Origin of the sequence: Hyphobacterium sp. (assembly GCF_965229905.1) — a bacterium.
Taxonomy (GTDB): domain Bacteria; phylum Pseudomonadota; class Alphaproteobacteria; order Caulobacterales; family Maricaulaceae; genus Hyphobacterium.
Genome location: NZ_OZ245930.1, coordinates 2,156,112 through 2,169,133, shown reverse-complemented (window position 1 = coordinate 2,169,133; position 13,022 = coordinate 2,156,112). Strand labels below are relative to the sequence as shown.

The following is a 13,022-nucleotide window of genomic DNA, read 5'->3' as shown; positions in this document are numbered from 1 at the left end:
CATATCGCTGCCATCACGCACAGGGAGATGCTGCCATGCCCGCACCGCTTATGGACACCTATGCCCCGCCGGATCTCGTTTTCGAGCGCGGTGAAGGCGTCCGTCTCTACACGGGCGAAGGCAAGGCGTATCTCGATTTCATCTCCGGGATCGCCGTAAATGCGCTCGGCCATCATCATCCCAAGGCGGTGGCGGCACTGAAGGCGCAGGCCGACAAGATCTGGCACCTGTCGAACATGTTCAAGGTTCCGGGCCAGATCGAGCTCGCGAAGAAGTATACTGACGCCACCTTTGCCGACCGCGTCTTCTTCACCAATTCCGGCACAGAAGCCGTCGAGGCCGCGTTGAAGACCGCCCGCCGCTATTTCTTCGACAAGGGTGAGCCGCATCGCTACCGGATCATCACCTTCACCGGCGCATTCCACGGCCGTTCCTATGGCGCCATCAATGCTGGTGGAAATCCGAAATACCTCGAAGGCTTCGGCCCCCGCATGGAAGGATTCGACCAGGTCGAGTTCGGCGATCATGACGCCTTGAAAGCCGCCATCACCGAGGAAACCGCGGCCATCCTCGTCGAGCCGGTCCAAGGCGAAGGCGGGGTTCGCGCGCTTCCGGAACAATGCCTGCGCGGCCTGCGGGAAATGTGCGACGAGCACGGCCTGCTGCTGATTTATGACGAGGTTCAGTGTGGCGCAGGCCGCACCGGCAAATTGTTTGCCCATGAATGGGCGGAGAACGCGCAGCCGGACATCATGGCAGTGGCGAAAGGTGTCGGCGGGGGCTTCCCGATGGGCGCCTGCCTGACCACAGAGGCGGCAGGCGCGCCCATGGTCGTCGGCACGCACGGTTCGACATTCGGCGGCAATCCGCTGGCTATGGCGGTCGGCAATGTCGTGTTCGACGAACTCACCGCACCGGGCTTCATGGACCATGTGGTCGATGTCTCGAATTTCCTGAAACAACAGCTCGGCGGGCTGGCCGACCGGCATGCAGGCATTGTCCAGGAAGTCCGCGGCAAGGGCTTGCTGGTCGGGCTCCGCCTCGTCGACGGCCTCGTCAGTCGGGATTTCGTCGGCAAGGCCCGCGAGCGTGGCCTCCTGATCGGCGCGGCCGGCGACAATGTCGCACGACTGGCACCGCCGCTGATAATCACAGAGCACGACGCCAGCGAAGCAATTTCCATCCTCGACGACACCCTGGCGGATGTCGCCAAATAGACCTCATGTCCGACCCCCTCGGTGAAACCGACGACATTGTCGCCGTCTTCCAGGTCGACGGGCACGCGGCCCGCGGGCGGATTGTGCGCATGGGCGCGGTTCTTGAGGACATTGTGTCAGCACACGATCACCCCGCGGCGGTTCGGCGCCTGACGGGAGAAGCCGTCATTCTGGCCGCGCTGATCGGCGATTCCCTGAAATTCGACGGGCGTCTGATCATCCAGGCCAATGGCGACGGTCCGGTCGGCTTTGTGGTGGCCGAATGGAATAGCGGCGGCGCGGTGCGCGGCTTCGCACAATTCAACGGCAAAGCCGTCGCGGACGACGCCGGGGTGCCGGAACTGCTTGGAAAAGGCGCTTTCGCCATGACGATCGATCCTGGCGAAGGCATGGAGCGTTATCAGGGCGTCGTCGCACTTGAAGGCGACACGCTCGCGCAATGTGCCGAACGCTATTTCGAGCAATCCGAACAAACCCCGACGCGGATCGCGCTGGCCGTCGGCGAAAGCCTGCAAACGGGTGGCGGCTCGGTCTGGCGCGGCGGCGGCGCGGTGATCCAGCAGATTGCCGCTGACGAGGCGCGCGGCGATCCCGTCGAAGACTGGGATCATTGCCGCGCCTTGTTCGAAACCATCAAGGACGACGAGCTCATCGATCCGGATATCTCCGCCGCGACGCTGATCTATCGCCTGTATCATGAGGACGGCGCACGCCTGCTCGAGCCGCGGCGTCTGCGCAAGCATTGCCCCTGCACCCGCGAACGGCTTGTCAGGGTCCTTGCGAGTTTTTCCGACGACGATCAGGCCGACATGCAGGAAAACGGCACAATCGGTATGACCTGCGAATATTGCAATCGCCTGTGGGAATTCACGCCGGAAGAGGTGGCAGCCGTCAAATCATGACGGCCAGAAGCGCGGCGTGTGCGGGATCGGCACCGTCAGACCCTCCGGCCCGCGCTCCGCAAATTTTTCATCATCACTCATCTCGCAGCGTCCGGCCGCGGCTCGGTAGCGCCTGCCTCATCTCATCTATGAATTGCGACATCTCTGTAGTTTTGATAGCATAGGTTGCAAACAAAAATGCGATGGGCACATGTTCGCGGGGGCGCTTTTCATATTTGCGGCATCGGTGACCCTTATTGGGGTAACGATCGCCGCTGCACGAGTGGTTTTCGCGCGGCGCACCGTGGCGGCGACCGGCCCGTCTCGCTTCATTGAAAACGTGGCAACCGGCTGCGTATGGATTGGCGGTTTCGTGTCCTTCTACACCGCCCCCTTTTTTCTGGTCGGATTGCTGGTCAACCCCTCATAGGCCAACTGACGGTCAATTCATGACTGCCAGAACCGCGGCGTGAACAGGATGAGCACGGTCAGAACTTCCAGCCGGCCGATCAGCATATTCGCCATCATCACCCATTTCGCAGCGTCCGGCAGCGGCTGGAATGTGCCCGCCGGACCGATGATGTCGCCCAGTCCCGGACCAACATTGGCCAGCGTCGCAGCCGCCCCCGACAACGCCGTCGTGGTATCCAGCCCGATCGCGCCGAGCACGGCGGACGACAGCGTGAAGATGGCGATGAAGGCAAACAGGAATCCAAGCACGGAATAGACCGTTTCGGGCGGCACCGGCCGGCCGCCATAGTGCAACGGCGTGATCGCGCGCGGATGCGCCAGGGATATGATGTGCTGGCGGATCGCCAGCAAAGCGATCTGGTAGCGGAAAATCTTGACCGAGCAGGTCGTGGAACCGGCGCAACCGCCCGCAAACATCAATACGAAGAAAGCGGCGGTCGCCGGTGCCCCCCAAACGCCGAAATCGGCTGTCGCATAACCCGTCCCGGTGATGACGGAGATCGTATTGAATGCTGCCGTCCGGATACCGGCAGCGGGCTCGTAGATGTCCGCTGCGACCACAAAGGCCGCCATCGCAACAATCGCCGCGACGACCAATGTCACAAAACCGCGGATCTGCGGGTCACGCCAAAGCGCAGCGGGCCGGCCGCGCACCATCATCAGATAGGCAGCAAATGGCAGCGCCGCCATCAGCATAAAGATCATCGCGACAACATCGGACCCGCCTTCCGTGAACGCCCCGAGCGACGCATCGCGTGTCGAATAGCCACCCGTCGCGAGTGTCGTCATGGCATGCGCGATAGCATCAAATCCGCTCATGCCCGTGAAGGCATAGGCCATGGCGCAGATCAGGGTCAGCGAAAGATAGATCAGCGAAATCGCTGCAGCGATTTCAGCAGCCCGCGGCAGCACTTTTTCGGACGCATTGTCTGAAGATTCGAGCTTGAAGAGCTGCATGCCGCCAACGCCCAGCAACGGCCAAATCGCCATGGCGGTGACGATGATGCCGATGCCGCCGATCCATTGCAAAATGGCGCGCCACATCAAAAAGCCGGGCGGGCGCGTATCGAGTCCGGTGACAACCGTCGCACCGGTGGTGGTCAATCCGGATATCGCTTCGAACAGCGCGTCGATAAAGGTCAGCCCATGCCCCCCAAACCGCATGGGCAGCGCGGCGATGATCGCCAGGACCAGCCAGGATCCCGCTGTAACAAGGAAGGCGGCGCGGGTCGTCAGGTCGCGTTTTTCCGTATTCACGGCCATCGCGATCGCCAACCCTAAAAACCCGCAGCCGGCCGCCGACCAGAGGAAGGCACCCGCACTCTGCAATTCACCTGCGTTCAAGTCGATCAAAGCCGGAATCAGCATCGCCGCGGCCAGGCTGGCCACCATGATGCCAAGCACGAACAGGACGGATCGGACAGATTCGCTCATGCCGCGGCCAGCCGAGCGCTAATGAATGCTGGTGGTTTCATACGGGCTGTCGAGCGAAAACGCCGGGATGATTGCATCAAAACGGTCGCCGGACAGGCGCACCATTTCGAAACTGCCGCACATGAACCCGGATGACGTTTCCAGCGGCGCGCCAGACGTATACGAAAACTGGTCACCCGGACCAAGCACCGGCTGTTCGCCGACAACGCCCGGACCGCGTACGACCTCCACCTTTCCCGTCGAATCCGTGATTGACCAATGCCGCGAAACCAGCTGGACCGTCTCGCTGCCGCGATTCTCGATTTCAATCGTATACGCCCAAACAAAACGGTGCGCAGCCGGATCGGACTGATCTTCCAGAAATTCCGGCTCGACGCGAACAATTACCCCTTGTGTCTCGCGTTCATATCGCCGGCGGGTGGAAACGGTGGTCATGACCCGATGATCACCCCGAATGCGCTTGCGCTCAAGTCCCGCGCTCCACACTTTCCCGCACGCCCGAATTCGCCTAACCAGACCGGAACGAGCGAGCTTCAGGGGCACACATGGCGGCCGGCGGCATCCTTCCCGATTCACAGATCTTGTCCCTCACCCGCGATGGCCGCGTGATCCCGGCCGAGGCGCTGGCCGACGGTCAGGTTCAACCCGCCAGCCTCGATCTGCGCCTCGGTAGCCGGGCCTATCGCGTGCGGGCAAGCTTCCTGCCGGGCCAGAACCGCACCGTGAAGGACGTCCTCGATTCGGGCGTGGTGATGCATGAGTTGGACCTCTCGGCAGGAGCCGTGCTGGAAACGGGATGCGTCTACCTCGTTCCGCTGCTCGAGGGGCTCGATCTTCCGGCGGATATCAGCGCTGCGATGAACCCCAAAAGCTCGACCGGCCGGATCGACGTGTTCACGCGCGTGATCGCCGACAATGCCAACGCCTTTGATCAAGCACCCGCAGGTTATTCCGGCCCGCTTTACGTAGAGATTTCGCCGCGCACTTTCTCCATTCTCGCCCGCCCCGGCGACCGGCTGGTACAAGCCCGCTTCCGCCGCGGCGAGCGCAAGATCACGCGCGAAGTCACCGTGTCGGTCGATCTGCAGGGTTTTGACGGCCGTATCGGTTGGCGCGCACGCCGTCACGCCGGGCTCATTGACCTGGCGGGCATCGGGGCGCACGCTCCATTGCACTATTGGGAGCCGGTCGATACGCGTGACGACCGTCTCGTGCTGGATCCTGGCGAATTCTACATTCTGGCTTCGCGCGAGGCTGTGACCATACCGCTGGACGAAGCCGCTGAGATGGCCCCCATCGCCCCGGAAATCGGGGAGTTCCGCGCGCATTATGCCGGGTTCTTCGATCCCGGGTTCGGGGTGGCCGAAGCCGGCGGAACCGGCGGCCGCGCCGTTCTGGAGGTCCGCGGCCGCGATGTGCCGTTTATCCTGGAGCACGGCCAGCCGGTGGCGCGGCTGGTCTATGAGCCCATGGCGGCTGCACCGGATAGGCCCTACGGAACGGTCCAGTCGAACTATCAGGCTCAGAAGCTGAAGCTCGCGAAATATTTTATGCCGGCATGAGGTATTTTGTTAATTCGGCTCCATAAGGCACCTGTCCTGGCGGGCATGCCCGCCATCTGGACCGGTTCCCGCAAAACCGATGTCTGCTTCCAGGACCTGACGCCGCTCCATAATCGTGACGTGATGAACCGGCGCTATCGGGACCTTTGCAAGGTGTTCGCTGGCCGATAAGGATGTCGGGCGTTGCGGGTGTAGCTCAATGGTAGAGCAGGAGCTTCCCAAGCTTAAGACGAGGGTTCGATTCCCTTCACCCGCTCCAGCCTCGATTTTTTGGCTTCTTGCCGCCGGGTATGGCGTCATCGGGGCACCGGCCGCGATGGATCGCGATTATCCTGCTTCCCGCCGCCCAACCGCTGCACAGGCGTGCCGAGCTGAGAGGACCCGCGATATCTCTTCGAACAGGGCGCGGACTTTGTAAGGTTTGACGACCACCCCGTCGAAGGGTCCGGCGGCAAGGGATGTTGGCTTTCCGACGTCCGCATCCGCCGTCAGCGCGACGACCGGGGCCGAAACCCCCTTCTTCTTGATGGCGGTCGTGGCCGCTACGCCGTCCATCTTCGGCATGTGAACGTCCATCAGAATGAGATCGAATGTTTCGGTCGTGGCCAGTTCGAGCGCTTCTTCGCCATTGGCACAGAATGTCAGCGCATGATCGGTTTCCAGCAGTCCCCGGATCACTTGCTGGTTCAGTATATTGTCCTCGGCAACCAGAATCCGCAAAGGCTCGGATAGGTCTGCCGCCGGGGCGTCGACCCTGTCGGGCTGTTCAACCCTGTCTGCTGCACTCCGCGCGGGCACCTCGACCGTAAACGTCGTGCCCTCGCCGGGGATCGATGCGAAATCGAGGGATCCGCCGAGGCCATTGGCGAGCCGGCGGCTGATCGCCAGGCCCAGACCCGTTCCTCCGAACTGCCTTGTGGTGGAACCGTCCGCCTGCGCGAAAGGCTCGAAGAGATGATCCTTGAGTTCCGGATCAATGCCGATGCCCGTATCGGCCACCGAAAAGCGCAACCCGCCATTGGGACCGAATGCGACAGCTTTAACCCGCAAGCTAACGCGTCCTTGCGGTGTAAACTTGATGGCATTGCCCAAGAGGTTGAACAGGACCTGCTGGATCCGCGTCGGGTCGGAGACGAACCGCTCCGGAACGCCGGGATCAATGTCGAGGTCGAACGCCAGCCCCTTCTCGTCCGCCTTGACCTTCATCAGCTCGTAGGCACTCGACACCATTTCGCGCGGCGAAAACGCGATCGTTTCCATGACCAGCTTGCCGGCCTCGATTTTCGACAGGTCGAGCACATCATCGATGATTTTCAGAAGCGTCTCGGCAGACTGCCGGGCGATCTCGGTCCATTTCGCTTGGCTGGAGGACAGATCCGATCGGTGCAGCAATTCGAGCATGCCCAGAATGCCGTTCATCGGCGTGCGGATCTCGTGGCTCATCATCGCCAGGAAATCCGACTTGATCTTCGCGGCCGCCTCGGCGGTTCGCCGCGCACGCGCCAAGGCATCCAGGTGGCGCCGCCGGTCGATGCCCATGGCGAGGATCGACCCAAATCGCTTGAGATACGCCACCTCACCCTCATCCCGCTGGTGACCGTGCGGGAGGTAGACGACCAGCACACCGATCAGTTCTTCGCCGATCAGCAGCGGAATATTGTAATGGCCGTGCGGCGCCATGCGATCGAAGCTGATCTCGTGGCGGTCGTCGACACAGTCGGCGTGTTGCACCTGGCGTGATTGCGCGGCACGGCCACACAGGCAAGTCCCGAGCGGCACTTCGGCGCATAATTTTTCAATCTCTGTACCCAGCGACAGGGACTGCGCCAGCTTCAGTGTTGTAACGCCGCCTTTCTGTTCGGCCAGAAACACGCCGGCCTTGGCTTCGATCGCGAGATCGAGCGTATGATTGATCAACCCCGAAACCGCCAGGCGCAGGAATTCGTCAAGCTCCATATCGCCCATGGCATCAATCAGCGCATGGGTCAGCACGCCTTCGCGCCGGAAGCGCTCTTCGGCCTCTTGTTCGGCCAGCTTGAGCTTCACTTCCTGGCGCTTCGCCTCACGGATATCCTGCGTCAAGCCGTAGATCACCGGCTGGCCGTCATAATTGGTCTCGGCGCGCGCGAACGTGCGCACCCAGCGATAGCTGCCATCCGTCAGCCGCAGGCGATGCTCACAATCGACCGCCGGCCCGCCGGCGACATGACGCTGCCAATGGCCGGACACGATGCGCCGGTCATGCGGGTGGATCCTCTCGAACACCCGATCGATCGTCCGCCCGCCGGTCAACGCCGAACCCAGCTCGGTTGTCGGATCCGTCGGCAGCGACATCCTGCCGCTTGTCATATCCACTTCCCAGGCCTCGGCATTGGCCAGAAGCAAGGCTTGGCGCATACGGCTCTCGCTCCGGCGGACGAGGGTTTCGGCCCGCTTGCGCCGGGTGATGTCAAAGCTGATCGAAACATAGGTCTTGTCGGCAGGACTCTCGCCATTGACAGAGAAGATGATCGACTCCAGCCAAAAGGCATGCCCGGCCCTGTGCCGCATGCAGATTTCACCGCGCCAGGCATGCTCCTTGTCGAGCGCCTCGCGGATACTCATGCAGAACCCGTCCGGGTGTTCGTCGGAGATCAGCTCCTCATAGGGATGGCCGATGAGATCGGCCTCGCTATAGCCGCTGATCTTGCAGTAGGAGTCGTTGACCCGCAGGATTTTTCCGTCGGCATCACAGACCGAGACGATCGCATTCTGGTCGAGCGCGATCTGATAGGCTTCAAGGGACTCAACCGCCTGACGCGCGGCCTCGTCCATGTCGGGCAAATCCGCATCCTCGCGATGCGGACCCATGAATAAGCGGTTCTTGAAGGAGAGCGAACCCGGCATCTGCCAGTCCCCGGTGCAACCATCGAATCGGCCTGTGGAAAACTAGTCGGCAGGGCCTTAACAAAATACTCGCGGAAGTAAGCGCACGCAGCCGCGTCCGCCTGAAAGTTGCCGGTGGTCCGTCGGATAATCGGAAGATTGAAGAAAATGGGCTTGCCCAGCCGAAGTTCGTGCCATCCGGCCCTCGAACACGCAAGGGTTCGGCAAGCGCGACCGCCCGCCCGCAGCGTAAGCGAGGACCGACCGAGCGGAGGCGAGGGAGGACAAACGAAAAAATGGCGCACCGGGGAAGATTCGAACTCCCGACCCCCAGATTCGTAGTCTGGTGCTCTATCCAGCTGAGCTACCGGTGCAGGCCGTCATCCGCAGGAGCCCCTGCGAAGAGGCGCGGAAACTAGCTTCGGGTTTTTCAAATTGCAAGGCAGCAGATGCCGCTCCACTGCGCCGCGTTTGAAGCGGCCGGAAAGGCCCCGGCAAAGGCGCTTCGGCAAGCTTCCAAGCGGCTATTCGGTGCGCACCGCGACACTGGTCGCCCCGCGCGCCTCACCTCCTTCGTTGAACCGCACGAACACCCGGTTGCGCGCCGGATCATTGGCGATTTCCGCACCATTGCCGCGCACGAAAATGCCGAACGTCGCCGTACCGTTGGCACTCACCGCCGCCTGTGTCGTGGCAGCGCGGGCAGCGGTACACGCGCCGGTGTTCGGGTCGGTCGGGCAAACTTCGATATTCTGGATGGCGAGCGATTGTCCGCCGGTATCCGCGGAGACGTCGATCGTGCCGGCCGCCCCGACATTCGAGATCGCAACCGCAAAAGCGCCGACCATATTGCCCGTGGTCGGCACATTCACGCGGCCTGGGTCATTGGATGCGGCGAGCGCCACAATGTCGGGCACCGCCGTGGGCGACGAGGTAAAGGTCAGCGTGTTGAGCCCCAGCACATATTCCGCCGAACGGCGATTGGTGCAGAAGGCCTCGATGAACAAATTCGTCTCATTGTTGGCCGAAGCCTGGCTGAGCCCCTGATCATCGGCGAAATCCGTGGCGCTAGTGACCGAAAACACGAAACTCTGGACGCCGCCGGCGGGAATATCCACCGGCGTGTCCGCCGTGCCGGTCAGGGCATTCGCGGAATCCGTCGTCTGGTAAGAGAACTGGCTGGCCGTACTGCCGCCGAGCCGCAAGCGGCAACCGGTTGCATCGCTGCCCGAACTGCCCGGATTGATCACAGTGGCGAACGCCGTCGCGGCCGTACCATTCTGTACCGAACGGGTGATCGGCAGGACCGACGACACGACGCGCGGCGCCTCCGCCTGGAAATTGGCAATGTCGAGGCTTTCCTCTCGCGCGGCGCGCGCATTGTAGGCCGGGTCCTGATTGTCCGTTGCCGGTGTCGAAAAGAGGCCGCTGGGCACGGCGATGCCGCAGGCGGCCCCGTCCGGGCAGAGGGTCAGCTCGGGATTGGAAAAGTAAGGCGCTTCCTGTTCGTCGCCAAAATTGCGCGACGCGCCTGCCGGGCATTCAGTGGAGGCATTCGTGCCGCCCGAGCCGGTCGGATAGGCCATGATCGTGACGAACTCACAGTCCACCCTGTGGCCGTTCGCATAATTCCGGACGCCCGTGCCGACGCCGGAATTCTCCACATTGTGGGCCATGCCCATATTGTGCCCGACTTCGTGCGCGAAGGTGATGTCGGAGCAAAACCCGCTGTCCGCCGTGTCGAACCAGTCGCCGCTGACCGAATAGCCCTGATCCGCCCAGTTCGCATTGATGTCGCCGGCGTCCGACGTTGCATCCAGAGCGCCCAGAAGATTGGCGATTCCACAACCGCCATGTCCGTCGGACGTCCGCTGCAACACCGCAATCAGGTCGGCCCCGTGCGAGGTCCGCACGCCGCGTTCCGCAGACAGATCCTGCGTAATGGTCGGCGCTTCCTGCGGATCCGCAATGCCGGAAATGTTGGCCAATGTCTGGGCTTGGTCGGCATCGTCATCGTCGAGCGTGACCCCGCCGTGGAAGACCAGCCGGGCGCGCAGGCCGGTGTCGCTGTCGATCAGCGCCTGGTCGAGGACGGCCATGAGATGTTGCACCCGCCCGCCGGATGCGATCCCCCACAAATCAGAGAAGCTCTGCGAATAGTAGACGGCGATATCGATCGTCCCGTTGGAGCCGACCGCGACCGCTTCCGCGATCTGGTGCGCATCCTCGGCGGTCACAGTATCGGTCAGGACCCGCAATCCGTAGGGAATGACGGTATCATCCGCTCGATATCGCGACGACAGGGACGGCACCCGCACGATCTGCTGGCGCCCGTCCATTGACACCACCTGCCACACCCCGTCCGGGGTGGAGATCCGGCCGAAAGCCTGCCCGTTCGTCTCGGTGATCAGGACTCGGTTGGCAATGCCGTCTCCCTCAAGGCGCCCGGCCCAGACCGTGCCGCCCATCTCCTGATGGCGGATCTCATCGAGCGCGGCGACATATCCCGCGCCGAAATTGAGCCGGACGGTCTCGCCCGGCATCATCCGCATCACATCCGGCGACAACCGGTCGAACACGATGCGGCCCGGATCGCCCGCATCGCTCGCCAGTGTCTGCACGTTCGAAAACATGTCCTGCGCGTGACCCGCACCCGCCAGGATTGCCGCCATCGCGGCGGCCGCCATTTGCCTGAACATCGCACTCCCCCCTGAAATCCCCACCGGACGCTAGACGCTGCCTAGCCCCATGGCGAGGAAAAACGGGTCAGGCGTAGAAATCCGATTGTTCCTTGAACAGGTCGCGGTAGAAGCCTTCGTCGGCGGCCAGCCGGGCCGGCGCACCGTCCTGAACAACCCGTCCCTTGTCGAGCACGAGGATGCGGTCGCACAGGCGAAGCGTCGACAAGCGGTGACTGATGACGATGAGAGTCGCATCCTTTGCCGCCAGCGCGTTCACGAATTCCGCTTCGGCGGCAGGGTCCAGGGCGGCCGTCGGTTCATCCAGAATCAGGATATCCGCACCGGTCCGCAGCATGGCGCGGGCGAGCGCCAGGCGCTGCCATTGCCCGCCCGACAGCTCGCGGCCATCGACAAACTGTTTCGAGAGCTTGGTATCGAGCCCGTCGGGCAGATCCTCAAGAACCGGCTCGGCGAGGCCGTCGTGGGCGGCACGCCTCCAGGCGTCACGATCGGTGTTCCGCAACCCCTCGCCCATGGCGATGTTTTCCCCGGCCGTGAGGCTGTAGCGCTGTGACGGCTGGAAAACCGCGGCCGTGCGGGCGAACAGGGCTTGCGGATCCCAGTCGCGCAACGGCAAGCCGTCCAGCGAAATATCGCCTGTTTGCGGCAGATAGAGCCCCGTCAGGAGTTTCACGAGCGTCGACTTGCCCGACCCGTTGGCGCCGACAATCCCCAACTTCTGGCCTGCCGGGATGTCGAAGGTCAGCCCGGAGACGGCCGCGCGCGCCGACCCCGGATAACGGTATCCGGCGTCGCGAAGCCTGTATCCCGTGCCGGGCGCCGGACCGGCAGAAGCGCCGCCGCGCGCGCCGCCATTGTCCCGCCCGAGCAGCGCATAGAGATTGGAGATGTAGAGAAGGTCTTCATACCCGCCGCTTAACGTCGCCAGCAGGGTGGTGACGGTGTTCTGACCCTGTTTCAGAACCGCAGCATACATGGTCATCTGGCCCAGCGTCAGCGTGCCGAGGACGGTCGCCCAGACAACCCAGGCCTTGCCGCCCAGGAAAAAGGCCGAGCTTACCAGTAGCAAAACCACGCCGACACTTGTCCTCGAAGCTTGCAGGCGCCGGTCTTCGCCAAACAGCCATCGGAAAAGCGCCCCGTGCCTGGCGCGCACTTCGGGCGTGGCCCCGGAATGCATCTGCTCCATCGCCGGCTTCTCGGCCGTCATCAGCGTTTCCAGATAGTTGCGCTGGCGCATCTCAGGTGTGCGGCCGGTATAGAACCGGAAGGCGGTGCCGGAAAACCTCAACTCGGCCAGGAAGAGCGGCAGCCCGCCGGCGAGGATGATCAGCACCGCATAGGGCGAAAACGTCCACAGAACCGCCGCCAGAGATAATAGCGTGATCGCATGTTGCCCCGCCTCGATCAGGCGGTTGGCGAGATTATAAGGCCGCGCGCTCGCATGCTGGCGCGCCAGCAGGATCTGTTGCTGGACGTCGGCGCGTTCAAGGGTTTCCAGATCGAAACCGCTTGCCTTGTCAAAGATCAAATTGCTGACGGCGAAGCCCAGTCCGGCATGCAGGATCCGCTTGAAAAACACGAGCAGACGGCGCGCCGCCATACCGCTGCCGAGAATAGCGGCCTCAGCCGCCACCCAGACCAGCGCTTGCTGTCGGTCAGCCGGCGATTGCGTGTCGATGGCCAGCAAAACCGTGTCGACAATCAGCTTGGCGACATAGGCGGCCAACGCCGGCACAAGAGCGACGCCAACCGTCAGCGCCGCAATCAGCACGGTTAGGCGGGGGGCGGATTTCCAGACCAGGCCCAGCGTCCGGCCGGCATAGCCAATGGCCGCGCGAAAGCCGGGGGCTTCCACGTCGGGAAAAGGCGTATCGGTCTCGGCCATAC

General features: G+C 62.8%; 9 protein-coding genes and 2 tRNA genes. 5 read left to right on the top strand and 6 right to left on the bottom strand.

What is annotated here, in order from left to right; genetic code table 11:
• Positions 1–35 precede the first annotated feature (35 nt).
• From ACO08C_RS10825 to ACO08C_RS10815, 3 genes are all read left to right on the top strand, one after another.
• A complete protein-coding gene (locus ACO08C_RS10825; protein WP_421785560.1) occupies positions 36–1,217 on the top strand; it encodes an aspartate aminotransferase family protein in 1,182 nt (393 codons plus the stop codon).
• 5 nt (positions 1,218–1,222) lie between these two features.
• A complete protein-coding gene (locus tag ACO08C_RS10820; RefSeq protein WP_421785559.1) occupies positions 1,223–2,119 on the top strand; it encodes an Hsp33 family molecular chaperone in 897 nt (298 codons plus the stop codon).
• Positions 2,120–2,309: 190 nt separating this feature from the next.
• Positions 2,310–2,528, top strand: a complete 219-nt coding sequence (locus ACO08C_RS10815) for a hypothetical protein (protein WP_421785558.1) — start codon at positions 2,310–2,312, stop codon at positions 2,526–2,528.
• A gap of 17 nt (positions 2,529–2,545) precedes the next feature.
• Here the strand turns inward: ACO08C_RS10815 and ACO08C_RS10810 are convergent, their stop codons facing one another.
• A complete protein-coding gene (locus ACO08C_RS10810; protein WP_421785557.1) occupies positions 2,546–4,003 on the bottom strand; it encodes a TrkH family potassium uptake protein in 1,458 nt (485 codons plus the stop codon).
• An 18-nt stretch (positions 4,004–4,021) separates the two neighbouring features.
• Positions 4,022–4,438, bottom strand: a complete 417-nt coding sequence (gene apaG, locus ACO08C_RS10805) for a Co2+/Mg2+ efflux protein ApaG (RefSeq protein WP_421785556.1) — start codon at positions 4,436–4,438, stop codon at positions 4,022–4,024.
• 110 nt (positions 4,439–4,548) lie between these two features.
• Between apaG and ACO08C_RS10800 the strand changes: the two genes are divergently transcribed.
• The gene (locus ACO08C_RS10800; RefSeq protein ID WP_421785555.1) at positions 4,549–5,565 is read left to right on the top strand and encodes a 2'-deoxycytidine 5'-triphosphate deaminase; all 1,017 of its coding nucleotides are present in this window, start codon (positions 4,549–4,551) and stop codon (positions 5,563–5,565) included.
• Positions 5,566–5,750: 185 nt separating this feature from the next.
• Positions 5,751–5,824, top strand: a tRNA-Gly gene (locus tag ACO08C_RS10795).
• A 68-nt stretch (positions 5,825–5,892) separates the two neighbouring features.
• On the opposite strand, the gene ACO08C_RS10790 is transcribed toward ACO08C_RS10795, so the two are convergent.
• The 4 genes from ACO08C_RS10790 to ACO08C_RS10775 form a co-directional block, all read right to left on the bottom strand.
• On the bottom strand, positions 5,893–8,451 hold the full coding sequence (locus ACO08C_RS10790) for an ATP-binding protein (RefSeq protein ID WP_421785554.1): 2,559 nt from the start codon (positions 8,449–8,451) through the stop codon (positions 5,893–5,895).
• Between the two features lie 276 nt (positions 8,452–8,727).
• Positions 8,728–8,804: transfer RNA gene (locus ACO08C_RS10785), tRNA-Arg, on the bottom strand.
• 150 nt (positions 8,805–8,954) lie between these two features.
• A complete protein-coding gene (locus tag ACO08C_RS10780) occupies positions 8,955–11,129 on the bottom strand; it encodes a M12 family metallo-peptidase (RefSeq protein WP_421785553.1) in 2,175 nt (724 codons plus the stop codon).
• Positions 11,130–11,196: 67 nt separating this feature from the next.
• A complete protein-coding gene (locus ACO08C_RS10775; protein WP_421785552.1) occupies positions 11,197–13,020 on the bottom strand; it encodes an ABC transporter ATP-binding protein in 1,824 nt (607 codons plus the stop codon).
• Positions 13,021–13,022: the final 2 nt, after the last annotated feature.